This is a genomic window from Sphingobacterium prati, from assembly GCF_013167215.1.
Taxonomy (GTDB): domain Bacteria; phylum Bacteroidota; class Bacteroidia; order Sphingobacteriales; family Sphingobacteriaceae; genus Sphingobacterium; species Sphingobacterium prati.
Map to the genome: position 1 here is coordinate 145,814 of NZ_JABJWY010000024.1, position 26,148 is coordinate 171,961.

Genomic DNA, 26,148 nt, shown 5'->3' on the forward strand with positions numbered 1-26,148 from the left:
AACAGACTAATATATTATGGTGATTTCGTCGCTAATGTTCTCTCTCTTTAAGCTCCAGCTGTAGCAAAATATCTCTTTTCTTCCCTTCAATCAAAGATAGATTGCCGGCTACAAAGACACCTTTTTCTCCTGAATTTCTGCTTATCCCATATACGGTAGACTCATCATCTGGATCCGATGCACCTTCATAACGAAATAAGTAATCAATTTTAAATTGGTCTGCGTCCGCCAAAAGATCATCAAATTCGATGTTATAATCTATCGTGTATCCCAGGTCGCTTAATTTTTTCAACGCCACACTAGCTGACGAGTACCCATGCATTCTTTCCATAGCTGATTTTTATTAAGTTGATTTAAATATCTTTTTATTATAAAACGACGAGTTAGGATCTTTTGTTTTCCGCAATTTCAAATAGTTTATTCAAAATCATATTTCTATTTTTGCGAGACGAAAACTCATAATCATATGGCAAATCTACTAGCTCCGGCGTATCAGCCTACCCCCCAACTTGCATTCCAACGCTTACTTGATGTATTGTATACCCTAAGGCTTGAATGCCCTTGGGATAAGAAACAGACGATGGAATCGTTACGTCATCTGACAATAGAAGAGCTGTACGAGCTGACAGATGCGATCTTGGAGCAGGATTATCCCGAAATAAAAAAAGAACTTGGCGATGTGTTGATGCATCTTATATTCTATGCACGTATCGCCGAGGAAGAGGGCCATTTTAATATCGTTGATGTCCTAAATGCGATATGTGATAAGCTAATCACCCGCCATCCCCATATCTATGCCGATGTGAGCGCTAATACCGAAGAACAAGTCAAATCGAATTGGGAAGCCATTAAGCTCAAAGAGGGGAATAAATCTGTCCTTGCCGGTGTACCCAACGGACTACCGGCACTTGTCAAGGCATACCGTATCCAGGATAAAGTAAGAGGAGTTGGTTTTGACTGGGAAGATAAAAGACAAGTTTGGGAAAAAGTTGAGGAAGAACTTGCGGAATTTAAAGCAGAATTCAATATTGAAACAACAGAAGTCATTGACCGTGAAAAGGCAGAAGGCGAATTCGGGGATCTATTGTTTTCGCTTATAAATTACGCAAGACATATTGGTATCAATCCCGAAAATGCATTGGAACGCACCAATAAGAAATTCATCGCAAGGTTTACTTATCTAGAGCAAAAAGCAGCGGAAAACAAACAGAAATTACAGGACATGAGCTTGGAAGAAATGGACGTTTATTGGAATGAGGCTAAAAAGCTAAAAAAATAATCACGATCTAGGAAAAGGTGCCTGACTGGCCGAATTTAATTCTACTTTGTCAAATTTATCCGTAAATTCGCAGGAATATGGAAACAGTTGTTAGTGGTATTAGAAGTACCGGAAAATTACATTTAGGAAATTACTATGGCGCATTGAGCAATTTTGTGAAAATGCAAAATGAATATAATTGCTTTTTTTTTATTGCGGATCTACATTCCTTGACGACACACCCTACACCACATGGTCTTCAGGGCACTGTTCGTCAAGTGATCGTTGAATATTTGGCTGCGGGCATAGATCCCGAAAAGTCAACTATTTACGTTCAATCGGATGTTCCTGAAGTTGCTGAGCTTTATTTATACATGAATATGAACGCTTATTTAGGAGAGCTTGAACGAGCGACAGCATTTAAAGACAAAGTGCGCAGCAACCCCGACAATGTCAATGCAGGCTTACTGACCTACCCGGTCTTGATGGCTTGTGATATCTTGATTCACCACGGAACAAAAGTTCCTGTAGGAAAGGACCAAGAACAACACTTAGAAATGACACGTACATTTGGCAATCGCTTTAACCGTTTATATAATGTAGATTATTTTAAAGAAGCTTTTGCTTTTTCCTACTCGGACAAATTGGTTAAAGTGCCCGGATTAGCCGGACAGGGCAAAATGGGAAAATCCAATGGTGAGGCTGACTGTATCTACCTATCAGATAGCGCTGACGTCATTCGGAAAAAAGTGATGCGCGCCGTTTCGGATTCAGGTCCAACCGAAATGAATCAGGCAAAACCCGAAGCGATCCAAAATCTATTTGATTTAATGAAAGTCGTTTCTACACCTGACACATTACAACACTTTGACGAGCTCTATAATAAATGTGAGATTCGTTACGGAGATTTCAAAAAGCAGCTGGCAGAAGATATGGTATTGGCTACAAATGATGTACGTCTACGTATTGAAGATATTGCAAATGATGATTCCTATATTGCTCGGGTTGCAAAATTAGGCGCTGAGAAAGCTGGCGAATCTGCTCGAAAAACACTAAGAGAAGTTCGCGAGATCATTGGTATCAAGAGATTTTATTAAATTAAGGAAACAGAATATGCATATAGCTATCGTAGGAAATATAGGTGCTGGGAAAACGACGCTGACGGAATTATTGGCGAGTCATTTTAAATTCGAACCGCAATTTGAGGCCGTGGACAATAATCCTTATCTGGAAGACTTTTATTCAGACATGAAACGTTGGGCTTTCAACCTTCAGATTTTCTTCTTAAATAGTCGTTTTAGACACATCGTAAAACTTCAGGAGACAAATATTGATATGATTCAGGATCGTACGATCTATGAAGATGCCTATATCTTTGCAGAGAACTTATATGATATGGGCTTGATGAGTGCTCGTGACTTTGAAAACTATAGCAACATATTCCAAAGTATAATTCATTACATTAAGCCGCCGGACCTATTGATCTACTTGAAGGCTTCTGTCCCTACTTTGGTTAACAATATCCAAAAAAGAGGGCGTGATTACGAATCGGCGATCCGATTGGATTATTTATCTAAATTGAATGATAAATATGACAAATGGATCAACAATTATAAAGAAGGTAAAGTGATGATCTTAGACAAAGACAATCTTGATTTTACGACTAATCCAGAGGATCTTGGCGGAATCATACAAAAGATAGAAGCTGAATTATTCGGGTTGTTTGAATAAGGATCGAAAACAAATAAACGAAAGCCTGCAAATCATCGATTTACAGGCTTTTTAATAAATAAATATTCGCAAAATATCATGAAATTTTTAGGTATCATTCCCGCACGATTTGCTTCGAGTAGATTTCCGGGCAAACCGTTGGTTGATATTGATGGCCAGACGATGATCCAAAGGGTCTATGAGCAAGTAAAACAATCAAAAAAATTAAGCAACGTAATTGTCGCCACCGATGACCAGCGTATAGTGGAGGAGGTCCTTTCTTTTGGCGGAAATGTGGTTATGACCTCCGAAACCCATCAGTCGGGTACAGACCGTTGCGCCGAAGTCATAACCGATGATAATGAATATGATGTCATCATCAACATTCAAGGCGACGAGCCTTTTATCAATCCTGAACAAATTGATCTATTGGCCGCTTGTTTTGAAAGTCCACAGACTAAAATAGCCACCTTGGTAAAAGAGATTGACTCCATGGAAGAATTATTCAATTTGAATATTCCAAAAGTTGTGCGCAACATACACGGGGAAGCAATTTATTTCAGCAGACAAACCATTCCTTTTCTAAGAGGGATTGAACAGGAACAATGGCTGAAAGAACAAACCTTTTACAAACACATTGGCATTTATGCCTACCAAGCAGATACTTTGAGAGCGCTGACACAACTGCCAGTCTCGGGTCTCGAGGAAGCTGAAGCGCTTGAACAATTGCGTTGGATTGAAAACGGATACACAATCCAAACAGCAGTCACCACACATGAGACTATAGCAGTCGATACCAAAGAAGATCTTAATAAAATTTTGAAACTATTTTTTAACAAATAGCTCTCTACCGGTGTTCGGTGTAATATAAAGACCGAACACCGTCCAGTAATTTCTTTTTATCCACGTCATTCAATTGGGCAAGCTGTTGTTTTGTATGCACCAACTCATCGAGCTGCAATTTAGTGCTTACTCCTACCACAGCTGTTGCTACGGCAGCGTTGGAAAGGACATAGGATATCGCCTCAGCAGCGCTGTCTTTTCCGGACTGTTTCACTATCCTGTGGAGGTTACGGAGTATATGTGATACCTCGCCAGAGCTATATTGAAGATAGGGTTCCACAGGCTTATCCACCAGTAGTCCTTTAGCCAATGTCCCCCGCGCCAGGACATGAACATCCTTCGCCATCAGCAAAGCATCCATCTCCTCCTCAAGCCGCCTATCCAAAAGACTATATTGCATCATGACCGATGAGATAGCTGATTTTAACAGAAATTCTTTAATAACATTTGGACGAATAGAAGACAGTCCATACGCACGGATCTTCCCTTGTTTCTTAAGTAGTTCAAAAGCTTCGATAATCTCGTCTATGGGATCATCAATGGTACCACCATGAAGCTGATAAAGGTCGATATAGTCTGTTTTCAAACGCGACAAAGAGCCATCAATAGCTTTGATAATGTAATCTTTCGAAGCCTTCCAATCCCAGCCCGATCCGTCAGCCCGCCAGAGGTTACCTACTTTGCTGGCTAATACGATCTGTTTGCGGAAAGCCTGTACACTTTCACCGACGACCGTCTCGTTCTGACCTTTGTCGTAGAGATCGGCCGTATCAAAAAATGTAATCCCGCTATCAAAAGCCTTATGGATAATAGCTTTAGATTGCTTGGGCTGATTGCTTTTTAACGACATACAGCCCAAACCAATTTCCGAAACCATCAGGCCACTTTTGCCTAATCTACGTTGTTCCATTCGTATTGAAATCAAGCAATTCGACTTCAAAGACCAAGGTACTATTGGCAGGAATTTCACCCGTAGCACGTTCACCATAGGCTAGCCGACTCGGTATAAAAAACTTATATTTTGCTCCCTTGGACATCAGCGGAATGCCGATTTGCCAACCTTTGATCACTTGTCCCAATGTCAGTTTCAATGGTTCGTTGCGGTCATATGAGCTGTCAAATTGCTTACCGTTCAATAACATTCCTTTGTAATGAACAGTAACTTCGTCATCTGCAGAAGGCTTTGCTCCCTCTGTTTGATTCAATATCAGGTATTGAATTCCTTCAGCGGTTGTTTTCATTCCAGCTATTTTTGCGTTCTCAGCAAAGAACTTATCTTCTTCTGCCCGACTTAAGGCCTCTTTCTCGGCACGTATCTCCATAATGGCTTTTTGAATAACTTCCCTCGTCTGCCCATCTTCCAACAGTGTTTTCTCGTTTTTCAATGTGGCAGCAATCGCTTTTGCAATAATATCAGCTTTCAAATATTCTACTTCTGTAGACTTCAACGATTTTCCGATATCCATACCAAATGCATACGATACGGAATCCGCTTTTGTAGTCAACATGTTTGTTGAACTCGTTTTTGTCGTCACTGTTTTTTTCTTGACCGAACTGGTCTTTTTCTTCTGCTGGGCAAATCCAGTTGTGGCTGTCAGAGACAATAGGGCTAATGCAATATACTTCATGTTTTACTTAACGGTGCTTCTGCACAATTTCATTAATAATTTCTTGTGTTATATTAGGGTAATCAACTTCAACCCTCGATTTACTATTTAGCCAAGCTTCTATGGCTAGCATATTTTTCTGTTTTAAACTCGAAATTACTGGCACCCCCATTTCCTCCAATGATGCAGCATTCAGATGTTGCTCATATTGATTTTTCATCGGGACCACCAATAGTTTCTTTTTCAAATATAACGCTTCTGCTGGGGTTTCAAAACCTGCACCGCATAAAACTCCTGATGATGAAGCCATACTTTCAATAAAAGCTTGATTATTGATCGGTCGAATGGTCACATTCTTCATCTCAAACGGTCTTGAATTGTGCTTGCTGAATACGTCCCACTTCACTTCGGGAAATTTCATTAAATGTTTTAATAGATGCGCATCGTCATAAGCCGGCAAATAAACCGTGTAATGTCCTTCTTCGGTCACAGTCAGATCACGAACGGCATTACGAATAACTGGCGGAAAAATATTTTTGGCGTACCTTTTAAAATGGAAGCCATAGGAATGCGTCGCTGGAGCATAATTTTTCATGATAAACTTTCCCAACATATCGCTTTCCTCCGGCTTTGGGCTTGCAGGGTCCAATGCACCGATCTGATGGCTCAACCCAATACACTCAAGGTCTTTTGAGTGACAGGCCCAGGCGGAAATAGGCTCAAAATCATTGATCACCAGGTCATATCCTTCGATTGGTAAACTTTTGATCTCACTGGTAAACTTACGTATGGTTGAACTCATAAAAGTCTTCCACAGGTCTACACCACCTGATTTGCCAAAAATAAAACTTAAACCATGAAAACGATATTTCACCTCAAAAGGCAACGAAAGATCTGCCTGAATTCCACTGACTAAAACATCCACATCTCCTAAGGCTTTCAAACAGGGAACAATATCCATGGCACGGCTTAGATGTCCGTTGCCGGTTCCTTGTACGGCATACAATATCTTCATAACGACTGTATTTTGTGTTGGCAAATTAATGAATTTTAACGAATATCAATATTATTTTATTGTTTAGCCATGTTAATAACATATAAATTAATGCATAGATTTATTTATTAACAGGGTTTGTACTTTTTTTTGTGTATATTTAATTTTAACAATTATTTAATAACCAATTCACTATGATAAAGTCTCCTCTCCTTTGGATACTTTCCATTGTTACACTGCTTACACTTAATTCATGGGGATTTTTTGCGCATAAAAAAATCAATCACTATGCCGTATTTGCACTTCCCGCTAAGCTCGCCAAGTTTTACAAATCCAATATAGATCTGATTACCGAGAAGGCCGTAGATCCCGATAAACGTTGTTTTATAGACAGTGCCGAAGGGCCGCGGCATTTTATAGACATCGAAGATTACCGCGAGGATCGATTGATTGATTCCATACCCATACATTGGTCACAGGCTAAAGAGAAATTCCAAGAACGACAACTGCTGAAAAATGGCATCATTCCTTGGCAAATCAACTTTACTTATTTAAAACTTGTAAAGGCTTTCAAATCCAAAGATTACAATAAAATCATCAAACATTCAGCAGACTTAGGACATTATATTGCCGACGCTCATGTCCCTTTACACACGACCAAAAATTATAATGGCCAATTAACTGGTCAGATTGGAATCCACGCTTTTTGGGAAAGCCGCTTACCCGAAATGTTTGCGGGTGAGTATAATCTCCTCGTCGGAAAGGCGATTTATATCGAAGATCCCTTAAACGAAGCTTGGACTGTTGTACGTGAGAGTAATCAACTCGTTGATTCTGTCCTTCGCATCGAATCCCTGCTCAATAAACAATTTAAAGCTTCTCAAAAGAACTCCTTTATCGAAAGGAACAATCAATTGCTATGGACATATTCTGACAGCTATGCAAAAGCTTATCACCTTGCATTGAACGGAATGGTGGAACGAAGAATGCGCAAAACAATTCTTCGGGTGGCATCCTACTGGTACTCTGCCTGGTTAGAGTCCGGTCAGCCCGACCTTTCAACTGCCACTAAAATAAAAATTGAAAATAAGCAAGATAGCATCAATATCAAGGATAAAAAACCGATTGGCCGAGAAGAGTGGATTTAAATCAAAAACTAGGATAATCAACCGGACTACACACAATATTACCACCGGACTATTTACATTCTCGATCAACTGAACTAGTTTTGCGGGATAAAACCTATGACTATCCAGTACATCGACAAACGACATGCGAACAGGTTTTCTGACGGGTCGATGGTGTAAAGTACAATAGGGCAATTAAGTGAAACCATGTTGAATAAGAAAATATCGTTAACGAAACTGGCTATCCTCCTATCAATAGGTACTTCTTCCGCACAGGTAAAGGATACCACCACATTGAATGAAGTGATTATTAATCAAAATAGACTTCAGATACCTTTTTCAAAGCAAAGCAAGAATATACAGATACTCACACAGGAGGACATCCAGAGACTCCCCAACCGTTCGATCAACGAACTCCTAACAAATATACCCGGTGTTGACGTGCGACAAAGGGGACCATTTGGTTCACAGGCTGACATCAGCATAGATGGGGGGTCATTTGAACAAACTGCCATCTTATTAAATGGTGTAAAAATAACGGATCCACAGAGTGCACACCATAATATGAACCTCCCGGTACCGGTGGAAGCTATTGAACGCATCGAAATCATCAGGGGGCCTGCTTCCCGTATTTTCGGTATTAATGCCCTGACTGGTGCGATCAATATCGTCACAAAAACGGTCGAATCCAATCAGGTCATTGCCCAAGTATATGGTGGGTCGTCTTTTAAAGACAATGAACAGACAAGTTCGGGAAAATACTATGCCAAAGGCGCTCAACTAGCTACACAGTTCAACACACGACACAGCAGTCACGGTTTATATATTGGACATGAAGATTCCAATGGTCAGCGGTATAATACGGCCTCCAACAATAATAAACTATATTATGACGCAACCTACCGGCCCAATGGATCCAATCTACTAAAAGCAAACTTTGGTTATATTGATAATCAGTTTGGCGCCAACGGGTATTATGCTGCACCAACAGACAAAGAAGCTTATGAACAAGTCAAAACAGCATTCTCATCTATTCAGTCACAACATCAACTGACTCCAGCACTTTCAATCAGTCCACGGATCAGCAACCGGTATAACGAAGACGAATACTGGTATCTGGGGCGGACGACAACCAAGGGGCGATCAAAACATTATAGCAACGTGTTCGGTGCTGAGGTAAATGCAGCATTAGAACAGCAATATGGAACCTTTGGAATCGGATTAGAAAGCCGATTTGAAAGAATCAATAGCACGGCCATTGGCTCGCATAACCGGGAAAATTACGGTGGCTACCTTGAATTTAAAACAGAAGCAATTGCCAACCTAATGCTCAACGCGGGCGCCTATGTAAATTATAACTCAAGGTTTGGCTGGCAGGTATTCCCGGGCCTGGATTTGGGTTATACAATAACCGAACACTGGAAATTTGTCCTTAGTGCAGGATCTGCCCAGCGCATCCCCTCCTTTACTGATTTATACACCAATCAGACGGCCAATATCGGCAACCCCGATTTGACATCAGAGAATGCCTACCAGATCGAAGGGGGTATCAAATACTTATCGAATCGCATTGTTGCTCAGGCCAGCTATTTCCACCGGGATATAAACGATTTCATAGACTGGCAAAAAAACGAGGGCGCTGTTGCTGAGGGAACCGTCGTTCCGTGGAAACCCTCCAATATTGGCAGAAACACAGTTGACGGTTTCAATGCATCTGTCCGTTATCAACTCAGTGATCCATCCGCAACCACCCGATATTACACGACAATCAGTTATAATTACTTGAATCCCAAAATCAAAATTGAGGATGGAATACGCTCCAAATATGCCATTGAAAATCTTAGACAGCAGGTTATTCTCAATTTGACAGTAAATCATAAAAATTGGACGCTGACCACCGCCAATCGTTTCAATGAGCGTATTAGCTATAAAAGTTATTTTATTGCAGATATAAGAGCTTCCTATCAGTTTACTGATCTCAATATTTTTGCCGATGTGCAGAATATTTTTGACAAGAGCTATATCGAAGCTGCAGCAATCCCGATGCCGGGCAGGTGGTTTAGCCTTGGTGCAAAATATAAATTCAAGTACTAAGTATTATCTTCAAGCACAGATTACATTACTACACACTAAACTATTCTCAGCTTTACTAAAATGCCCCTTATATGGCGTCATGCTAAGGGGCATTTTAATAAAGCACTGCATACAAAACGCTAAGAATGAGCGTTAATATTTCTATTTTTTCGGAAGAACAGATAAAATACCACCAATCAAATGCTTTTGGAACTCGGGTTCATCATAGGACTCTTCTGTATGCCCTAATCCAGTATAAAAGACTTTACCTCCATCATAGTTTTGGCTCCATGAAATCGGATGATGATCGCCCATTTTCCCTCCATTATAACTCTTTTCATCCAGATTCATCAACACATGTAGCCCTTCTTTGACATCTTTAAAATTGTACCACTCGTCCTTATGCCACCATATCGGATCAAGATGTTTGGTAGCGGCGTGCTTTCGATCGATCACATCTAACTTGGCTTTCTGTACGGCAGGATGTGAACTAAAATAAGCCCCTACCAGGCCATTATACCAAGGCCATTCAAACTCAGTATCCGTAGCCGCATGAATTCCCACAAAGCCCTTGCCCGATTGAATATAACGAACAAAAGCATCCTGCTGTGTTTCATCCAAAATATTACCCGTTGTGCTCAAAAAAATGATGGCATCATACTTTTTCAACACCTGGTCTGTAAAAAGGGCCGCATCTTCGGAATGATCCGAGCTAATCTTTTCATTATCCAACAATCGTTTAAGCACCTGAGCACCTTTTTCGATACTACTGTGTCTAAACCCTTGAGTTTTACTAAAAATCAGTACTTTTTTTTGGGCAGAGATAGTCATTGTCGCTGCAAAAAAGACAAACAGAAAAATGAAGATTTTATTCATGATATAAATGGTTATTGTTACAATTTAATTTAGGTTTTAGTTATCACAAGTTTAAGCTGATCTTCTGATGCATTTAAAACATAAGTAATAACAGAAACAAGCGATATACTCTCCCCGTACATCGCTTGTTCCAAAATGCTATCGCGCTATTAGTTCGCGGTAAAAATCAAGACTTTCGATGATATCATCCTCTGAAACGAAAATATCGTACTGACAGCTACCTATTTTATCCAGTAGTGCAAAACCGATCTGATTAGAGAGATTTTTCTTATCATTCCGCATGAGATCCAATAAGGCTGTATCAATTGCTGAGTTAAATATATAATCATTAAAGTATTTTCTGAAGGTGGCGATCAGATTGTTTAGTTCATCCAAAGAGAGTCCGTTCAATTTATGAGAAAGATAACCTTCACAGATCATTCCTACAGCTATAGCCTCTCCGTGCAGCAAAGGATTACGATCATTCAACAACGAATATCCTTCAATGGCATGACCGATGGTATGTCCGAAATTTAGAATTTTACGAAGGCCTTTTTCTTTTGGATCTTCTACGATCACTCTATTTTTAATCGAAACAGAATGCTTAACCAGAGCATTATCTACCTGGGTAATATCCATCGATTTTACGCTGTCATAATATTCTCGATCGAAGATCAGTCCGTGTTTAATGACCTCAGCAAATCCCGAAACCAATTGTCGACGATCCAATGTTTTTAAAAACTGGCTTGAAATAAAGACAGCTTGTGGTTGCGCAAATGTTCCTATTATATTCTTCACATTGCCCATATCAATTCCAGTCTTACCGCCTACAGAAGCGTCTACTTGCGACAGTAAAGTAGTAGGAATCTGAATAAAATCCATCCCGCGCTTAAAAGTAGATGCTGCAAAACCGCCCATGTCGGTGACGACACCTCCGCCAAGGTTAATCAGTAACGAGTGTCGGTCAGCCCCAAAATCTAGCATATTCTGCCAAACACCGATACAGAAATCTATATTTTTATTCTCCTCACCTGGGTCAACCTCTATCACGTCATAGTTAGACAAATTAGGTAAAGCCTGTTGAAACAATGGCAAACAATTGTCTAAGGTATTGGTGTCAACCAAAACGATGATTTTTGAATAATTCCGTTCCGATAAAAACGTCTCCAGTGAGGCCAACGTATCATCAAAATATACTTGATAGCCCAAACTTTCTATGACTTCCATTATATGATTCTTTAAGGTTTAAGTTTTCTATTTACAAATATTGTTTAATATTACACCAATTTTACTTCCATCTCATCAAACTCAACAACATCTCCAGGTCTCAATTTCAGTCTTTTCCGATAATCAACCTGTCCGTTATACTTTACATAGCCTTCGGCTACAACCCACTGAGCCATAGCACCATGCTCTACCCAATTTAAAGCTTTGAGTAACTGAATAAGTTGTATATATTCCCCTTCGATTTTAAATTCTTGCATTTCACAAAAATAGTGGTTTAACCGAGGAATACAAGAATAATCATCGTTTTAATGCCTACTAAATTACTACATTTGCCTTATTGCAAATAAAGATTATGATTGAGAATTCTGAGCCCAGAACGTTGTCCTTTGACAATACAGAGATTGCTTTTAAAAGTAAAAGCGATAAGGATTTAGAAAGAGCGTATTGGTTATTCAAAATAATAGCGAATAACTTTTTGACGAAGGTAGGTCCGTCCATGACCAATTTCGCGCTGAATATTGGATTGCCGATCCAGGGTATAATCCGAAGTACAATCTTCAAGCATTTTTGTGGTGGCGAGACTATTGAAGGCTGTGAAACAGCAATCAATGAATTGGGTGAAAATGGTGTTGGTACGATCTTGGACTATTCGGTGGAAGGTGAAGAGACTGAAAGTGCATTTGATGCCTGCTGCAATGAAGTTTTGCGGACGGTTGTTGCTGCCAGCAAAAACAAATATATTCCATTTTCGGTTTTTAAGCCAACGGGCTTAGGCCGTTTCGAACTATTCGAGAAAGTGAATGCCAAAGAAAATTTAACCGAGTCGGAACAGGCTGAATACCAACGCATGTTGGATCGTACTGATCGTATCTGTAAAGCCTGTCACGAAGCTGGCGTAAAAGTGTTAGTTGATGCCGAACATTCATGGATTCAGGATGCCATTGATGATATCGCCCGCGAGATGATGGAAAAGTACAATATGGAAAAACCAATTGTCTATAACACCTACCAACTGTATCGTAGCGATAAATTGGCTTCTTTAAAAGCTGATTTTGAATATGCCAAAATCAGAGGTTTTCACATGGGAGCGAAAATAGTACGAGGAGCCTATATGGAAATCGAACGTGCCCGTGCTGCTCAAATGGGATATGCTGATCCTATTCAACCAAATAAAGCTGCTTCGGATAGAGACTATAATGAAGCGATTGAGTTTATACTAGACCATCTGGACAGTTTTGGATTAATGGCAGGTACACATAATGAAGACAGTAGCATGTTATTGACCAAGGAAATTGACAGACGTGGGATAGACAGATCTTCAGAGCGTATCTATTTTGCTCAATTATTGGGAATGTCGGATAATTTGAGCTTTAATCTAGCTGCCCATGGTTATAATGTCGCAAAATATATGCCTTATGGGCCGGTTAAAGCGGTTATGCCCTACCTATTCAGAAGAGCACAGGAAAATACTTCCGTTGCTGGAGCTACAAGCCGAGAGCTTGGGCTTTTGATCAAAGAAAAACAAAGAAGAAAAGCTAGTCGTCGATAACGACTAGCTTTTCTTTTAGCAATCACCCTTACATCCTTATACGGTTTATTCTTTATTGCTGAGAACAATCTTTCTGCATAGTTTACTTAAATTAGATGGTGACTATCAAGTAGGCTAAATTCCCATGTTGCCAGTGCCAGACCTATTGCATCTATTTCCAAGGCATCCCCTAACCGGTACGTAAAGACTGCAATAGCATGCACTAGTTACAAATTGATTCCGAATTATTGAAACAATTATTTATGTTTGCAAACTTTTCCCTTAAAATAAAGTTCATAGGAAAAAGGTGTCCGCATCGGACAAAATGTATATATATTTGAAATGGAGGAAAAACTTAGATTATTTGATCTTGCCCGTCACCAGATCAGCAAATATCCCGATCTCGACATGTTTGCCCATAAGTTGGATGGTAGGTGGAACTACATCAAAACAGCTGATTTTCTTGAAAAAGTAGACAATCTTTCCAAAGGGCTGATTGAGCTTGGTGTGAAACCAAGCGAAAAGGTTGGTCTGATCGCTGGCAGCAGCATTGAATGGCACATGATAGATTTTGCGATTCAACAGATTGGCGCCGTGGTTGTGGCCATTTATCCCAATATTACTGATACAGATTATCAATATATCTTTAATGATGCCGAAATCAGGGTCTGCATCGTTAGTAATAAGAGCTTATATGACCGCTTGATGAACTTGACAGGGTCTATTTATACATTAAAATATATTTTCTGCATTTCGGAACAGGAATCTGTCCGAAGCTGGGATGAACTCAACGACCTTGGATCTCATTGCGCTGATGAGAAGTTGTCTCAATTACGTGAGCAGATAAAACCGGAAGATTTGGCTACATTGATTTATACGTCTGGCACCACGGGCAAGCCAAAAGGCGTTATGCTCTCCCATAATAATATTTTTTCAAATGTACTGGGAGCTGCAGAAATCACTCCATGTAAGGCCTATGACCGCGGACTGACTTTTCTTCCCCCCTGTCATGCCTATGAACGAATGGTCCTGTATACCTACATGTATTTAGGTTTTACCATACATATCGCAGAGTCTTTTGATAAAATTGGCGACAATTTAAAGGAGATAAAGCCACATATCATGACAGTAGTACCCCGTATTCTTGAGAAGGTATATGAAAAGATCATGAAGACAGGCCATGAGCTCACCGGATTCAAAAGAAAGGTATTTGATTGGGCAGTCACTATAGCTGAAGAATATGATCCCAATCCCATAAAAAGAAGTTTCGCTTATAATATGAAACTTAAGTTGGCCAAACAACTTGTACTCAATAAATGGTACGAAGCCTTGGGAGGTGAACTGTTGACCGTTGCTTCAGGCTCAGCCTCGTTGCATAATCGGTTGACGAGAGCATTCTTGGCTGCTGGAATTCCATTGTATGAAGGGTACGGCATGACCGAAGCATCACCACTCATCTCCGTCAACCATTATATCAAGGGCGTACGCATTGGTACCGTCGGACTTCCAGTGCGCTTCGTAGAAATCAGACTCGCTGAGGATGGTGAGATATTGGTCAAAGGGCCCAATGTGATGATGGGGTATTACAAAAATAAAGCTGAGACTGACAAAACCATTATTGATGGATGGTTGCACACCGGCGATATCGGCAAATGGGAAGACGAGAAATTCCTGAAAATTATAGACCGCAAAAAAGAAATGTTCAAAATCTCCGGTGGCAAGTATGTGATTCCACAACCTATTGAAACCAAACTTGTCGAATCCAAGTTTATTGAACAGGCCATGGTTATCGGTGATGGCATGAAATTCGCCTCTGCATTTATTGTCCCCAATTACGCTCACCTATTGGATTGGGCCAAAAATGACGCACCTGAACTCGCCGATATGACTAAAGAGGATTTTTTGACGAATCCTGTTATTATCAAAAAGGTGAATCAAGAAGTGCGTCACGCCAATCAACATTTTGGCAACTGGGAACAAATCAAAAAACCCATTATTCTAAGGGATGAATTCACTATTGAAAATGGCGAACTGACGCCTACTTTAAAAATGAAGCGTAAAGTCATTCTCGAACATCATCAGGAAGAATTCAATAATCTATATCAGATGGAGACCGATTGATTACGTTCTCTGCGATTAATGTATCTTCGCGATAATTTGTAAAAAGTATCATATGAAATTATTAAAGGATAGAATCCTTCATGACGGCAAAAGCCTCGCTGGCGGCATACTCAAAGTAGATAATTTTATCAACCACCAAATGGATCCCGTGTTGATGAAGTCTATTGCGGTGGAATTTGTCCGTCGTTTTGCAGATCTACCTATCAACAAGATCATAACGATTGAAGCAAGTGGCATCGCACCGGCCATTATGTTGGGGTACCTGTTAGAACTCCCCGTTGTCTTTGTTAAAAAAGCTAAGCCCAAGACTATGGGTGACATGTACGTTAGTGAAGTACATTCTTTTACCAAAAATCGAACTTACGATATATGCGTAAGTAAGGAATTTCTCGTTCCCGAGGATAAGGTACTCTTTATTGACGATTTCCTCGCCAATGGAAATGCGGCATTTGGTATTATGGATCTCATCCAACAGTCAGGTGCATCGCTATTAGGAATGGGGTTCATTATTGAAAAATCGTTTCAGGAAGGCGGCAAAAGGTTGCGGGAATTATCCGATATCCGGATAGCATCTTTAGCACGAATAAAATTTTTGGAAGTGGACACAGTCGGCTTCGAAGAAGATTAACAACACAATAAAAAAGCCTCATCCCTTACGGAAATGAGGCTTTTAAGTTCAAACAACAAGATAAATTATACTTTTAATCCCAACGATAGTCATCATAAAAATCTTCGGGGTGTCTGCTGATAGGTACATCCTTTACAACCCGAATATTAGCTGAACCTAGATTAACATTCAACATAAAAGAAGGTACACTTGCGGAAAAACTCCATCGTCCGTTTCTCATATAAACATATCCATTCCTATAAGGGTCATAAAATGTTTTATAATCCCTAAAGTAAACGTGGTGCCTATTATCATATCGATGTGCTCTCGCCCATGCTGGAGGACCATGTCGGTATTCCTTGCGGTAACGCTTGGCTACCTTATTGTAGTGCTTCCGCTCTTCCTTTTCTCTTTTTTCCCAATATTTGCGTTCTTCTTTATCCCTTTTTTCCTCGTATTTTCTATACTCTTTATCATGCTTCCATTCTCTATCATTTCCGCGATGTTGAGCTGACGATTCTTTCGGAGTTATTAAAGCAAGTCCTCCTATTGCCAATGCGAAGTATAATATCTTTTTCATAACAACACAATTAAATTTGTAAATCAAGTACCCTGTCGCCTATTTTTCACTTTTTTATAAGCGTTTCTATTGGTATGACATCTGTGTTTGAACAAAGGTTTAATTCATCCCCATAAAATTAATTTGTCCGGATATGAATCCGTTCCCATTCCAGTCAATTTAACGTATCTTTGCAACATGTCCAATACAGGTTATATTACTGAAGATACGATTGTCGCATTGGCGACACCCTCCGGAGCTAATGGTGCGATTGCTGTAATTCGCGTTTCGGGTCAACAAGCAATTAAAATTACCAATGCCATTTTCAAGGGTAAAGACCTATGTCAGCAAGCCTCCCACACGATTCATTTCGGAACCATCCGTGATGGTGAAGAGATTATTGATGAGGTACTGGTATCCTTATTTGTCGCACCCAATTCCTACACCAAAGAAAATTCGGTGGAAATATCTACGCATAATTCCAAATATATTATTGAGCGTGTTATTCATTTGCTCATCAAACAAGGAGCCCGAGCAGCCCGCGCTGGCGAATTTACGCTTCGTGCGTTCCTAAATGGCGGAATGGATCTTTCACAAGCCGAAGCTGTTGCCGATTTGATTGCCTCTAATTCCGCAGCATCACATCAAATAGCCATGCAACAAATGCGGGGTGGATTTTCCAATCAGCTTAAATCCCTTCGCGAAGACTTGATTCATTTCGCCTCCCTCATCGAGCTCGAATTGGATTTTTCAGAGGAAGATGTGGAATTTGCAAATAGAGAGCAGCTAAAGAATTTAATCAATAAAATAAAGGTCATTGTACAAAAATTGATTATATCCTTTGAACAGGGAAATGTGTTAAAAAATGGCGTTCCCGTAGTCATTGCCGGGAAACCAAATGTAGGCAAATCAACCCTACTCAATGCTTTCCTAAACGAAGAGCGCGCTATCGTGTCGGACATTGCAGGAACTACTCGTGATACCATTGAAGATGAAATTAACATCCATGGGGTGACCTTTCGATTTATAGATACCGCAGGTATTCGTGAGACCGCAGATATTATTGAAGCAAAGGGAGTTGAGCGTACCCGTGCAAAAATGAAGCAGGCGAGACTGATTATTTATCTTTTTGATCCGCTACAGGACAAAGTAGACGAAGTGCAATCTCAGTTGCAGGAAGTTCAAAACCTTCAAATTCCATTTTTGACCATCATCAATAAGGCTGATCTATTATCCGACCAGCAAAAAGATGAATACGCTTCACTGAATCCCCTTTATATTTCGGCTAAAGAGCAAATCGGTGTTGAAGAATTGAAAGAAGAACTTATCAATAGCGTGCAGCTGGGAAATTTGAATACTGACGATGTGATGGTCACCAATATTCGACATGTCGAAGCATTGCAGAAAACATCTGACTCACTTGAGCGTGTATTATTCGGCATTGATAATCCAGTCACTTCGGATTTCTTGGCGATGGATATCCGTCAGGCACTATATCACCTTGGCGAGATCACGGGAACTGTGTCGACAGACGATTTACTGGATAATATCTTTTCCAAGTTCTGTATCGGGAAGTAAGTTACTTTTCAATGAAAAAATCCAACAAACCTTGTTGTCGATTTTTAAGAAATCGAATAATCACTTTTCAAAGATGTTAAGTTAATTCCGATGAAGATCAAGCAAATCTTAATTCATCCTTCGCGAATTGTAAGATATTCCAATTCGCGAAGGATGACTCTTAAGTTCAAAAAAATATCGGAGTTGATATGAGATAGCGTAAATAGATCTATTTGTTTTTTAACAGCGGTCTTGGATCAAAAACTACCTTTATCTTCAGGGATCAACCCGTTTTCTACCTGATACCAGCCTGCACTACGTCTAGTTTCTGACGGTGCCCTCTCCGTCCGAGGCCTTAAATCAGACGCTCAATTACCAAAAAACCAGAGCAACTCCAGCTTTCCATTAATTAAAGTATTGCGAACATTTTTTTCGCTAAACATTACACTACAAGCCCTTATTTATGTTAATTTAGCGGATTCATTTTCATGAGCAGATTAAATAAAATTATGAACTATATCCGAAGATATTGGAATATACTTACAAATATCGGTACACGTCCGGATATGCCCTATGTTGACCTCAAAAGGATACAGATGGTCAACCTGATTGCCTTATTATGTTTATTGCCTACACTTTGCTTTTTCGCCATTAATATCATTGACCATCGCTACCTGCTTTCAACAATAAACCTATCCAATACCATTTGCTCAATCTCTGTACTCCTATTACAATACGATTCTAAACATAATTTTGCTAAGGCAATGCTATTGATCAGTAATTTTATTTTCTTCTTTCTGGGCGCTATATTATTTAAAAACGGGGGCGAATATTTTCTGTTGTGTACCCTAATAGCTTCGATGTTGCTTTATGATAACCGTCGCATCCATATTATTTTCTGTCTGGCGACTATTGTTTCCATCTCATTACTCTATCTCTTCCCCACAATTGTTCCTGTTGCCCAACATGTGCCCAAATGGAGGCAAATCTTTAATATTAGCAATGCACTTGCCTTTATCGTTATCGCAGTAAACTTCTTCATACAGATTATTTATAACAATACGGAGAAAATCGAAGAACAGCGACATAAGTTAGAATCGATGAACCGCGATAAGGAAAAAATATTCTCCATTGTTGCCCATGACATCAAAAGTCCATTGGCCAGCCTCGAAGCATTGGTACTGATGCTCCGTGATCAAATACTCAACAACAATATATCCAAAGAATATATCCAGCAGCTTTATCAACAGATCGTACAGCAAAACCAAGCGCTGGACGATTTTCTCCAATGGGGTAGTAGCAGTATGCGTGGCATTACTAGCCCAGCAGCATTGGTCGTTGTCAAACCATTGATTCACGATATCATAACCTTGTTTGCCGATCAGATACAAACAAAAGAGCTCAAGGTTAAGATTGATATACCTGAGGCAACTCATATCCTTGCAAATAAGGATCATGCAGCCATTATTCTTCGTAACCTTATTAGTAATGCTATCAAATTCAGTTATGTGGCAGGCAAAATAAGTATCTTTTGCAGCAAGGAAGACACCTATACCCATATTCATATACAGGATGAGGGTATTGGAATTACCCCATCCAAATCAGCACTACTTTTTAATGTCATCCAACACAAGTCGTTCGGTACAGAAGACGAACCCGGATCGGGCCTAGGGCTCGTCTTGTGCAAAGATCTCATTGAACGCAATAAAGGCCTTGTACATATTCAGAGCATTCCGCAAAAAGGTTCTATTTTTACAGTCAGCCTACCCACTTATCCAGCTGTAAAGCGCCTCTAAAAATGAAAGCATCGTCCATTATCAAAAGTTGGTCCCGCTCCCTTATTAATATGTTCCGATAAAAACTGAAGGAAAAAATCCATAATCATTTTTTCCTTCAGTACATTATCCAACGCACTTAAATTGATAGAAGTGAAAATTCCTCCGTCTAAGCGAACCGCTCGGAAATAGAAAGAGTTTATTCAAGTGTACCAAATTTTCCAGCTTGAAAGTCTTCAAAAGCTTGGTAGATTTCCTCTTGTGTATTCATGACAAAAGGACCATAACTCACAATTGGCTCATCGATCGGTTCGCCACTCATAAACAATAAGACCGCTTGTTCGTTAGCTTTGACCATTATTTCTTCGCCAACATTTTCAAATAGCACAAAACTATGTTCTTTGGCTGACTCTCCATTTACCTCTATCTCACCATTGATGACCAAGATAGCGGAGTTGTGTTGCGCAGGAATATGAAACGCTGTCTGTCCTCCCTTTCTCAATTTAATGTCAAAGAGATTTACCGGTGTATATGTTTTGGCGGGGCCTTTTGTATCTTGAAATGCACCTGCAATAACATTAACAACTCCAGCCTCTTCCGGTAGCTGCACTTTACCCATCTGATCTGCGGTGATGCCTTGATAATGTGCCGTTGTAGACTTGTCCTTCGCCGGTAGGTTTACCCAAAGCTGTACCATTTCGAATGGTCCACCCGCCTTAGAGAAATTCTCTTCATGGTATTCTTTGTGCAATATCCCCGCTCCGGCTGTCATCCATTGGACATCCCCAGGATTGATTATACCACTATTACCCGAACTATCGTGATGCGCAACGCTACCTTTATAAGCGATTGTCACGGTCTCAAAACCTTTATGCGGATGAACATCGACCCCACGAATATGGTCTGATGGACCGAAATCAAATTCCGCGTTGAAATCCAACAAAAGGAAAGGACTCATCCTCCTTTTGGTAATCCCGTTTCCGGGAACCATATTATACACACGGAATCCGTCCCCTACCATACCTGGTTGCGCGGGGCGAGGGAAGATTTTTTCAATTGATTTTTTCATGTCTAGTACTCCTATTTTATGAATTCTTACAGCAATAAATGCTGCTTGCTTGCTTGCTTTTGTATAGTCAAATTTAAGCTATCACTGAGGTACAATCCAATAAACTAGCTTAAGTGAAGAACTTAATGTAGTTTAATAATCTACTATTTTATGCGCTGTGTAAATAAGGTTAGGCATAAAGTCACGGGATCACGAAAATAACAACTCTCAATTGCTTACGACGGATATCTAGGCATTAATAATCAATTCAGTTAATAATCACAGAAAACTCAATATGAAATATTTATAAAAAAAAATATTTCATAAAACCTCTTCTCCGATCCCCCGATCTCCTTCCTCACGGCATAGACGAACAGTAGTCGACAAAATTGCGTGAAAGGTGATTCCCTCAATTGCGTAAAGCAATCGTGTCCAGCGGCGTCCAGGTCAACAACAAAACAATGCGAAGGATGCTTGGTAAGGATTATCCTTCTTCTCCGGATACTATAGACATCCCATGCAAAATTTCCTTGTGGAAGAGCACTGATAAAGGTCAAATTAATAATCCCGCTGTATGCGGGATAGCCTTTTCAGCGGCGGTACATTTAATAGAACCTACGTTTGTATTTAGCCGAATTACTTTTCAAAACGACGGACCAACTAGTATACTAATCATTTTCCCCTCCAAAAGCTCGTTATAACCAATGGTTATAGGGGATCATCCAAATTACTACATTTTTAATTTACATAATCAACATAATCCGCTTAACAACAAAAAGTAACATTAAATAAAATCAACTTCATCTATTATTTATCTTCCCCAGAATTTCAAGAATTTTGGTTCACCAAAAACAATACCCACCAATCACATTCATTCTCAAATAATATTTTATTATCGTTTCCATTCAGACACAAATTTGCTGGTATTTACCATATCGATCCTCTTCCAAAGTCTGAGCTCTTATAATGAAAGAAACGCGGAGCCAGCCTAAACAATCTCTACGCTCTGACTGTTCTTTTATAAAAAAGAACGACTAGATTATGATCATGGAAAACATTTTAATAAAAGATATTATTCAACAATTAAAGGATGTCCATACAGCGGACCTTTGGATTGACGAAAATTTCGAAAAGAAACTAACTCAAGTTAACGCAACGACAGCTTTTGAACGACCTATCCCCCAAATGCATAGTATCGCCGAATTGGTATCCCATTTGATCGAATGGCGTAGTGAAGTTTTAAGCCGCTTAAAAGGCAATCCTCGTGGGCTCGAGATGAGTGATGCGGCAAACTGGCGCACCAATGAAGAGTTGAAAATACGTGGCTGGGAGATGCTACTGAGTGATTTTCAAGCAACACAGCAAAACATCATCACTTTTCTAGAAGGAAAAGACGATACTTTCCTTCATACCGCTTATCCCCATGCTGACCCTACTTTGCCGCACGACCATAAATACATGTTAACAGGTCTAATCCATCACGACTTCTACCATCTGGGACAGATGGGAATAACGATTAAATTTCTGAAAATTAAAAACTTAAATACAAATAAATAAACTTATACTTACCCTTATCTCAGTAAATTCGAAGTCGTTTTAAGACAGGATATGGATAGCTTTGCTACAATAGTTGGCCAGCACTAGTAGATAATTATGGCAGGATGATTTCATCATCATTTATTAAATTGTTTTTAGTAAATTGTGGATCGAATAATTTTTTGAAACCAACCCTATATCTATGAAGAATCCTATTGGCATCAAGGATATTGCAGAAATACTCGGTATTTCTGTTTCCACCGTTTCACGCGCATTTCGCGACACCCATGATGTCAACCCAATAACACGCCAGAAAGTACTTAAGCTGGCCAAAGAACTTAACTTTAAACCTAATAAAAATGCTTCCGCGCTAGCTTCAGGCTCGACTAAAAATATCGGTGTTGTGATTCCGTTTATTACAAATTATTACTTCTCAATGGTAATTTCGGGCATTCAGGAGGAAGCTTATGAACAGGATTACAATATTATCCTTTATGTTACCAATGATAGTATAGCCCGGGAGCAGAACTTACTTGAAAACCTCTCAACCAGCAGTCTTGACGGGCTGCTGATCTCCATATCCTCAGATTCATACACCCACCAACATTTTGAACGTCTGATGACCAAAGGGCTACCCATCGTATTTTTCGACCGCGTTCCCAATGATATCGCCGCATCAAAGGTTGTGCAAGATGATTTTGCCGGTGCTTTTCAGGCGACTCAATTTCTACTTAAAAGCGGCGCTAAGCGTATTGCCCACATTGCCGGCCCGAAAGACCTCAATTTTACGCAACAGCGGCTCAATGGCTATCTTGAAGCTCTTAAACATTTCAATTTACCTATAGATAATAGCCTAATTGTACATTCTGGCTTTTCACAGGCACATGGCAGCGAGGATACAAACAAATTGCTGGCTCTTCCCCACCGTCCTGATGCCATCTTTGCCGTCAATGACCGCAAGGCTGTCGGTGCAATCTTAACCATCAAAAAGCATGGTTTACGAGTAGGTGTTGATATGGGTGTCATCGGTTTTACCAACGATCCGATCTCTACCGTGGTCGAACCTAACCTCACTACGATAGAAGAACCCGCCTTTGATATCGGAAAACGAAGCTGCGCCTTGCTTATCCGTCATATCAAAAATAAAGATTTCGAGATTCAGGATATTATTCTCCCCGGCATGCTCGTGGTTCGTGATTCTGTGGTCAACAAAACCTCCTAATTACTTTGATAGCACAATTCACCCGATATAAAAGTAAAGTGTACGTTGATATTGTCGTCAAATAAGACAATATCAGCATCTTTGCCAATCGCAATTGACCCTATGCGATCGGCACATCCAAGTAATTTTGCTGGGTTGAGTGTCATCATCTGTACAGCTGTTATGAGGTCAGTGCCTGCCAGGTCGATCATCGTGCGGATCAAGCGGTCAGCAGTAGCCACACTTCCTGCGAAGGAAGAATAATCCGGAAGCTTAGCTACACCATCTTCAACAATGACTTCAACACCACTTTTAAGGCTACCAAGTATGCTCTTCCCTTCGGGCATTCCGGCAGCCCGCATAGCATCTGTAATCAGGATAATTTTGTCCTTACCCTTGATTTTATGAATCAATTTTAAAAAGGGTTCTGGTAGATGCACGCCATCCGCGATGATCTCCACATCAATAGCGTCCAGCAACAAGGAGCTTTCTATTGTTCCAGCATAACGATAAGCATTTCGTCGCGTCATTCCAGACATTCCGGAATAGAGATGGGTTGCCAGCCGATAGCCATGTTCGACTGCTGGCAAGATTTCCTCATAGATGGCATCGGTATGTGCCAAGGCCAGCAAGATTCCGTGATCACGAACTTTAAGTCCAAAGTCGAGCGCTCCCGGGAGTTCAGGTGCTGCGCTCCAGCGTGCAATGAGGTGACCATACCGTTCGAGAATAGGTATATACTCTTCAGGAGAGGGATTTCGGATAAAGCGTGGATCCTGCGCCCCCCGTTGATTCATCGCGAAATAAGGCCCCTCCAAGTGTAACCCCAGGAAGCGCGATCCCCGCTCATTATGGCGTAACACCTGTGCATAGGTATCAAACAAAGCCATTAATTCTTCCGGCTCACTGGTCAATGTTGTCGGTAGCATGGCCGTAGTACCGTAACGCACATGTGTCTGTGCAACCCGCAAAAATGCGTCTATTGTATTGTCCATAAAGTCCGCACCACCCCCGCCATGTACATGGATATCTATAAATCCGGGCGACAAAAAAAGCCCCTTGGCATCCAGCCAATCGCCAGTTATATCGTCTTCAGACACTAGCCGCTCGGCAATATCCACAATTTTACCATCTGCGATCCATACCGTTCCATTTTCGATGATACGGTCAGATGTGATAATTTTAGCATTTGTAATCGTTAGCATAGCTCAAATCTTGTTGTCAAAAATATTCCAGGTACGAAGCTGATGCCCCTTGAACGCATAGAAAACCAAATAGAGAAAACAGGGCACCAATATCCAATAAGCAGACCTCACATCGAAGGTGTCTGCCCATAGCCCATACAGCAAAGGCAATACAGCGTTGCCGCTGAGCCCCATAATTAGCAGGGCCGAGCCTTGCTTTGCATAGCTCCCTAACCCATCTAACGCCAATGGCCATATCCCAGCCCATATCAGCGCATTGGGCAACCCGATCAGGACGATAAACCAAACCGAAATATCCAGGTTCTTGTTCAAAAAGTATACGGATCCCTGCCATGTACAGACGAATATAGCCAAAGTTAAGCCAAGGATGGTACAAATTTTAAGCGCCAGTTGTTGACTACAGAACTTCGGGATCAGCACAATACCACAGAGGTAACCACAGATCGTAGCGGTTAATGTATAGGATGGTAAAGCCTTTGCTTCCAGTAGTGATAACCCCATGGAGCCAGCGTAATTTATAATGGTATCAATGGCGATGACCTGCGTTCCCACGTGCAGAAAAATCGCCAAAGCTCCCAGTACTAAATGAGGAAACTGAAAGATCCCTTTTCTGTTTTTCGTCATCCCCCTTCTCATAGGAGCTTCCCTTTGATCCAATTCGGGTAAAATAGAAAACTTGACCAATACACCGATTAGAAACAACACCCCACCTACAACAGTATATGGCCATACGACACGCAAGATCAGCTCGTCCAAGGCAATGGCACGAGTTACCTCGTCCATTCGTTCCAGTTGAGCGAACAAGACATTGTCATGAGGACGCAAAATGACATACGAAAAGATCAAGGGAGCCAGGATACCAGCTCCCTTGTTGCAAATTCCCATCATACTGATACGCTGTGCTGCCCGTTCTCTTTCACCGATCAATGTAATATATAGATTAGCTACCGTTTGCAGCACAGTGAGGCCCGTACCAAGCGTAAAAAGTCCTACCAGAAAAATAACGTATGTGCGTCCATAGGCTGCTGGGACAAAAAGGAAAGCGCCTAGTGCCATGATCCAGAAACCGACCATAATTCCATTTTTATAGCCAAGCTTCTTTAAAATATAGGACGCGGGCATTGACATCAACAGATAAGAGATGTAAAATGCAAACGCCACAAGGTAGGATTGAAAATTACTTAGCTCGCACGCGATCTTAAAATATGGAATCAGTATCGCATTTACCCAAGAAACAAATCCAAAAATAAAGAACATCAGTCCGATGATTCCGATGGATACCAATGTTGTCTTTCGATCTAAAGCTGGTGATGTCAT

24 protein-coding genes are annotated in these 26,148 nt (G+C 40.5%); 13 read left to right on the top strand and 11 right to left on the bottom strand.

The genetic code is table 11. The features are described from left to right. Positions 1 to 31: 31 nt before the first annotated feature. Positions 32 to 331 (bottom strand): hypothetical protein, encoded by a 300-nt coding sequence (locus tag HPC41_RS06725; protein WP_172393268.1) that lies wholly within the window; start codon positions 329 to 331, stop codon positions 32 to 34. Positions 332 to 466: 135 nt separating this feature from the next. On the opposite strand from HPC41_RS06725, the gene mazG reads away from it, so the two are divergent. The 4 genes from mazG (at position 467) to kdsB (ending at position 3,811) form a co-directional block, all read left to right on the top strand. Then, positions 467 to 1,279 (top strand): nucleoside triphosphate pyrophosphohydrolase, encoded by an 813-nt coding sequence (mazG, locus tag HPC41_RS06730; RefSeq protein ID WP_172393269.1) that lies wholly within the window; start codon positions 467 to 469, stop codon positions 1,277 to 1,279. A gap of 77 nt (positions 1,280 to 1,356) precedes the next feature. Then, positions 1,357 to 2,355 carry a tryptophan--tRNA ligase gene (gene trpS / locus HPC41_RS06735; RefSeq protein ID WP_172393270.1) on the top strand — a complete coding sequence of 333 codons (999 nt, stop codon included), beginning with the start codon at positions 1,357 to 1,359 and terminating at the stop codon, positions 2,353 to 2,355. A gap of 16 nt (positions 2,356 to 2,371) precedes the next feature. Beyond that, positions 2,372 to 2,989, top strand: coding sequence for a deoxynucleoside kinase (locus HPC41_RS06740; RefSeq protein WP_172393271.1), 618 nt, complete (start codon positions 2,372 to 2,374; stop codon positions 2,987 to 2,989). 78 nt (positions 2,990 to 3,067) lie between these two features. Next, the gene (gene kdsB / locus HPC41_RS06745) at positions 3,068 to 3,811 is read left to right on the top strand and encodes a 3-deoxy-manno-octulosonate cytidylyltransferase (RefSeq protein ID WP_172393272.1); all 744 of its coding nucleotides are present in this window, start codon (positions 3,068 to 3,070) and stop codon (positions 3,809 to 3,811) included. A 4-nt stretch (positions 3,812 to 3,815) separates the two neighbouring features. Here kdsB and HPC41_RS06750 read toward each other — a convergent pair whose 3' ends face one another. The 3 genes from HPC41_RS06750 to HPC41_RS06760 are packed head-to-tail and all read right to left on the bottom strand — an operon-like array spanning position 3,816 to position 6,433. Next, positions 3,816 to 4,721, bottom strand: coding sequence for an aldo/keto reductase (locus HPC41_RS06750; RefSeq protein WP_172393273.1), 906 nt, complete (start codon positions 4,719 to 4,721; stop codon positions 3,816 to 3,818). Further along, the gene (gene bamJ / locus HPC41_RS06755; protein ID WP_172393274.1) at positions 4,708 to 5,439 is read right to left on the bottom strand and encodes a BamJ family beta-barrel-assembly machinery protein; all 732 of its coding nucleotides are present in this window, start codon (positions 5,437 to 5,439) and stop codon (positions 4,708 to 4,710) included. The genes HPC41_RS06750 and bamJ overlap by 14 nt, the downstream gene beginning before the upstream one ends. 7 nt (positions 5,440 to 5,446) lie before the next feature. Further along, a complete protein-coding gene (locus HPC41_RS06760; protein ID WP_172393275.1) occupies positions 5,447 to 6,433 on the bottom strand; it encodes a glycosyltransferase family protein in 987 nt (328 codons plus the stop codon). A gap of 173 nt (positions 6,434 to 6,606) precedes the next feature. Between HPC41_RS06760 and HPC41_RS06765 the strand changes: the two genes are divergently transcribed. Both HPC41_RS06765 and HPC41_RS06770 read left to right on the top strand, forming a co-directional pair. Continuing rightward, the gene (locus HPC41_RS06765; RefSeq protein ID WP_172393276.1) at positions 6,607 to 7,560 is read left to right on the top strand and encodes a zinc dependent phospholipase C family protein; all 954 of its coding nucleotides are present in this window, start codon (positions 6,607 to 6,609) and stop codon (positions 7,558 to 7,560) included. Between the two features lie 186 nt (positions 7,561 to 7,746). Further along, a complete protein-coding gene (locus tag HPC41_RS06770) occupies positions 7,747 to 9,633 on the top strand; it encodes a TonB-dependent receptor plug domain-containing protein (RefSeq protein ID WP_172393277.1) in 1,887 nt (628 codons plus the stop codon). Between the two features lie 141 nt (positions 9,634 to 9,774). On the opposite strand, the gene HPC41_RS06775 is transcribed toward HPC41_RS06770, so the two are convergent. The 3 genes from HPC41_RS06775 to HPC41_RS06785 all read right to left on the bottom strand — a co-directional run bounded on the left by HPC41_RS06775 (position 9,775) and on the right by HPC41_RS06785 (position 11,951). Next, on the bottom strand, positions 9,775 to 10,488 hold the full coding sequence (locus tag HPC41_RS06775; RefSeq protein WP_172393278.1) for a ThuA domain-containing protein: 714 nt from the start codon (positions 10,486 to 10,488) through the stop codon (positions 9,775 to 9,777). A gap of 138 nt (positions 10,489 to 10,626) precedes the next feature. Further along, a complete protein-coding gene (gene aroB / locus HPC41_RS06780; RefSeq protein ID WP_172393279.1) occupies positions 10,627 to 11,694 on the bottom strand; it encodes a 3-dehydroquinate synthase in 1,068 nt (355 codons plus the stop codon). 50 nt (positions 11,695 to 11,744) lie between these two features. Continuing rightward, positions 11,745 to 11,951: an RNA-binding S4 domain-containing protein gene (locus HPC41_RS06785; protein WP_172393280.1), complete on the bottom strand. Its 207-nt coding sequence runs from the start codon at positions 11,949 to 11,951 to the stop codon at positions 11,745 to 11,747. A 95-nt stretch (positions 11,952 to 12,046) separates the two neighbouring features. Here HPC41_RS06785 and HPC41_RS06790 point away from each other — a divergent pair, with 95 nt between their 5' ends. The 3 genes from HPC41_RS06790 to xpt all read left to right on the top strand — a co-directional run bounded on the left by HPC41_RS06790 (position 12,047) and on the right by xpt (position 15,971). Beyond that, positions 12,047 to 13,243, top strand: a complete 1,197-nt coding sequence (locus tag HPC41_RS06790; RefSeq protein ID WP_172393281.1) for a proline dehydrogenase family protein — start codon at positions 12,047 to 12,049, stop codon at positions 13,241 to 13,243. Between the two features lie 321 nt (positions 13,244 to 13,564). Continuing rightward, a complete protein-coding gene (locus tag HPC41_RS06795; RefSeq protein WP_172393282.1) occupies positions 13,565 to 15,343 on the top strand; it encodes an AMP-dependent synthetase/ligase in 1,779 nt (592 codons plus the stop codon). A gap of 52 nt (positions 15,344 to 15,395) precedes the next feature. Further along, positions 15,396 to 15,971, top strand: coding sequence for a xanthine phosphoribosyltransferase (gene xpt, locus HPC41_RS06800; RefSeq protein ID WP_172393283.1), 576 nt, complete (start codon positions 15,396 to 15,398; stop codon positions 15,969 to 15,971). A 73-nt stretch (positions 15,972 to 16,044) separates the two neighbouring features. Here xpt and HPC41_RS06805 read toward each other — a convergent pair whose 3' ends face one another. Beyond that, a complete protein-coding gene (locus HPC41_RS06805; protein ID WP_172393284.1) occupies positions 16,045 to 16,530 on the bottom strand; it encodes a hypothetical protein in 486 nt (161 codons plus the stop codon). 177 nt (positions 16,531 to 16,707) lie between these two features. Here HPC41_RS06805 and mnmE point away from each other — a divergent pair, with 177 nt between their 5' ends. Beyond that, positions 16,708 to 18,087, top strand: a complete 1,380-nt coding sequence (gene mnmE, locus HPC41_RS06810) for a tRNA uridine-5-carboxymethylaminomethyl(34) synthesis GTPase MnmE (protein ID WP_172393285.1) — start codon at positions 16,708 to 16,710, stop codon at positions 18,085 to 18,087. A gap of 467 nt (positions 18,088 to 18,554) precedes the next feature. Next, the gene (locus HPC41_RS06815; RefSeq protein WP_172393286.1) at positions 18,555 to 19,862 is read left to right on the top strand and encodes a sensor histidine kinase; all 1,308 of its coding nucleotides are present in this window, start codon (positions 18,555 to 18,557) and stop codon (positions 19,860 to 19,862) included. Positions 19,863 to 20,040: 178 nt separating this feature from the next. On the opposite strand, the gene HPC41_RS06820 is transcribed toward HPC41_RS06815, so the two are convergent. Continuing rightward, positions 20,041 to 20,910: a pirin family protein gene (locus tag HPC41_RS06820; RefSeq protein WP_172393287.1), complete on the bottom strand. Its 870-nt coding sequence runs from the start codon at positions 20,908 to 20,910 to the stop codon at positions 20,041 to 20,043. Positions 20,911 to 21,936: 1,026 nt separating this feature from the next. Here HPC41_RS06820 and HPC41_RS06825 point away from each other — a divergent pair. Then, positions 21,937 to 22,446 (top strand): DinB family protein, encoded by a 510-nt coding sequence (locus tag HPC41_RS06825; RefSeq protein WP_172393288.1) that lies wholly within the window; start codon positions 21,937 to 21,939, stop codon positions 22,444 to 22,446. A 181-nt stretch (positions 22,447 to 22,627) separates the two neighbouring features. Continuing rightward, complete coding sequence (locus HPC41_RS06830) at positions 22,628 to 23,647, top strand: LacI family DNA-binding transcriptional regulator (protein ID WP_172393289.1); 1,020 nt, start codon at positions 22,628 to 22,630, stop codon at positions 23,645 to 23,647. Here HPC41_RS06830 and nagA read toward each other — a convergent pair. Together nagA and HPC41_RS06840 are read right to left on the bottom strand one after the other, a co-directional pair. Then, positions 23,644 to 24,831, bottom strand: coding sequence for an N-acetylglucosamine-6-phosphate deacetylase (nagA, locus tag HPC41_RS06835; protein WP_172393290.1), 1,188 nt, complete (start codon positions 24,829 to 24,831; stop codon positions 23,644 to 23,646). The genes HPC41_RS06830 and nagA overlap by 4 nt on opposite strands. Before the next feature lie 3 nt (positions 24,832 to 24,834). Further along, complete coding sequence (locus tag HPC41_RS06840) at positions 24,835 to 26,148, bottom strand: sugar MFS transporter (protein WP_172393291.1); 1,314 nt, start codon at positions 26,146 to 26,148, stop codon at positions 24,835 to 24,837.

Coding starts and splice junctions, on each gene's coding strand:
- HPC41_RS06725 (WP_172393268.1), bottom strand. CDS start 331: ATGGAAAGAATGCATGGGTACTCGTCAGCTAGTGTGGCGTTGAAAAAA.
- mazG (WP_172393269.1), top strand. CDS start 467: ATGGCAAATCTACTAGCTCCGGCGTATCAGCCTACCCCCCAACTTGCA.
- trpS (WP_172393270.1), top strand. CDS start 1,357: ATGGAAACAGTTGTTAGTGGTATTAGAAGTACCGGAAAATTACATTTA.
- HPC41_RS06740 (WP_172393271.1), top strand. CDS start 2,372: ATGCATATAGCTATCGTAGGAAATATAGGTGCTGGGAAAACGACGCTG.
- kdsB (WP_172393272.1), top strand. CDS start 3,068: ATGAAATTTTTAGGTATCATTCCCGCACGATTTGCTTCGAGTAGATTT.
- HPC41_RS06750 (WP_172393273.1), bottom strand. CDS start 4,721: ATGGAACAACGTAGATTAGGCAAAAGTGGCCTGATGGTTTCGGAAATT.
- bamJ (WP_172393274.1), bottom strand. CDS start 5,439: ATGAAGTATATTGCATTAGCCCTATTGTCTCTGACAGCCACAACTGGA.
- HPC41_RS06760 (WP_172393275.1), bottom strand. CDS start 6,433: ATGAAGATATTGTATGCCGTACAAGGAACCGGCAACGGACATCTAAGC.
- HPC41_RS06765 (WP_172393276.1), top strand. CDS start 6,607: ATGATAAAGTCTCCTCTCCTTTGGATACTTTCCATTGTTACACTGCTT.
- HPC41_RS06770 (WP_172393277.1), top strand. CDS start 7,747: ATGTTGAATAAGAAAATATCGTTAACGAAACTGGCTATCCTCCTATCA.
- HPC41_RS06775 (WP_172393278.1), bottom strand. CDS start 10,488: ATGAATAAAATCTTCATTTTTCTGTTTGTCTTTTTTGCAGCGACAATG.
- aroB (WP_172393279.1), bottom strand. CDS start 11,694: ATGGAAGTCATAGAAAGTTTGGGCTATCAAGTATATTTTGATGATACG.
- HPC41_RS06785 (WP_172393280.1), bottom strand. CDS start 11,951: ATGCAAGAATTTAAAATCGAAGGGGAATATATACAACTTATTCAGTTA.
- HPC41_RS06790 (WP_172393281.1), top strand. CDS start 12,047: ATGATTGAGAATTCTGAGCCCAGAACGTTGTCCTTTGACAATACAGAG.
- HPC41_RS06795 (WP_172393282.1), top strand. CDS start 13,565: ATGGAGGAAAAACTTAGATTATTTGATCTTGCCCGTCACCAGATCAGC.
- xpt (WP_172393283.1), top strand. CDS start 15,396: ATGAAATTATTAAAGGATAGAATCCTTCATGACGGCAAAAGCCTCGCT.
- HPC41_RS06805 (WP_172393284.1), bottom strand. CDS start 16,530: ATGAAAAAGATATTATACTTCGCATTGGCAATAGGAGGACTTGCTTTA.
- mnmE (WP_172393285.1), top strand. CDS start 16,708: ATGTCCAATACAGGTTATATTACTGAAGATACGATTGTCGCATTGGCG.
- HPC41_RS06815 (WP_172393286.1), top strand. CDS start 18,555: ATGAGCAGATTAAATAAAATTATGAACTATATCCGAAGATATTGGAAT.
- HPC41_RS06820 (WP_172393287.1), bottom strand. CDS start 20,910: ATGAAAAAATCAATTGAAAAAATCTTCCCTCGCCCCGCGCAACCAGGT.
- HPC41_RS06825 (WP_172393288.1), top strand. CDS start 21,937: ATGGAAAACATTTTAATAAAAGATATTATTCAACAATTAAAGGATGTC.
- HPC41_RS06830 (WP_172393289.1), top strand. CDS start 22,628: ATGAAGAATCCTATTGGCATCAAGGATATTGCAGAAATACTCGGTATT.
- nagA (WP_172393290.1), bottom strand. CDS start 24,831: ATGCTAACGATTACAAATGCTAAAATTATCACATCTGACCGTATCATC.
- HPC41_RS06840 (WP_172393291.1), bottom strand. CDS start 26,148: ATGACATCACCAGCTTTAGATCGAAAGACAACATTGGTATCCATCGGA.